Origin of the sequence: Vibrio sp. S12_S33, assembly GCF_963889785.1 — a bacterium.
Lineage (GTDB): Bacteria > Pseudomonadota > Gammaproteobacteria > Enterobacterales > Vibrionaceae > Vibrio > Vibrio aestuarianus.
The window spans coordinates 1-743 of sequence record NZ_CAWPQZ010000200.1 but is presented as its reverse complement, the minus strand read 5'-3'; the positions used below and the strand labels follow the sequence as shown (position 1 = coordinate 743).

Sequence of the window (743 nt, the reverse complement as noted above, 5' to 3'; positions counted from 1 at the left end):
CGATCAATCTCAGGTTGTTCAAGAATCCATTTCGACCAAGCCAACTTGCCGAAAAAACGGAACGAATTCTCAATGAAATCGTAGAGTTAACCCTAAAAACTCATCAAACACATAACGCCCAATTAAGGTGTGAGGCGCGCAATACCGATGCTGCCGTATTCTACCTTAATCACTAAAACCGACGCATAGCAAAAATGCCAAGCGTGCTGAATCACTCTTAAATTGTTTGTTATATTTCAGTGCGCTATAGCTGATTTGGGCTACGCACACCTACTAATTTGCTCTTTTCACTGGAGTTTCACCAGATCATCAGTAAGTTAAACTTAAAAGAGCGGTGGTTCTCCCAAAACATGGCAACACATTTTGAAAGTTGCTTAAATTTACTACTAATTTTGTTGATAATTTTCATACCCATAAGCTCTCCCTCCTTAGTCTGACTAGTTAAAAACCCCACAATTTCCGCTAAGAGAAACTGCACCACAAAAACGGGTGGATTTGACGCAAAGTAAATCGAGGCTGCCATCATCAGTCTCAGGAGACCACCACTGAGAGACGTGTTCACGTTTCGGCTTTCGACTTGAGTTTTAACATTATAACGTACTGAACTAGAAAGAAATATAACGCCCAATTAAGGGGTGAGCAACGCTACCACCTAACCTAAAGCATTGTGCCATAAACACTAAATTGGAAGTAGAACCAAAAATGCCAAGCGTTGGGAATCCCTCTTAAATTGCTTGTTATAA

1 other RNA gene is annotated in these 743 nt (G+C 40.5%); it reads right to left on the bottom strand.

Annotated features, from left to right (window positions below):
- Positions 1-510: 510 nt before the first annotated feature.
- Positions 511-571: hammerhead ribozyme type II (locus AACW06_RS19840), an RNA gene on the bottom strand.
- Between the last annotated feature and the right edge of the window lie 172 nt (positions 572-743).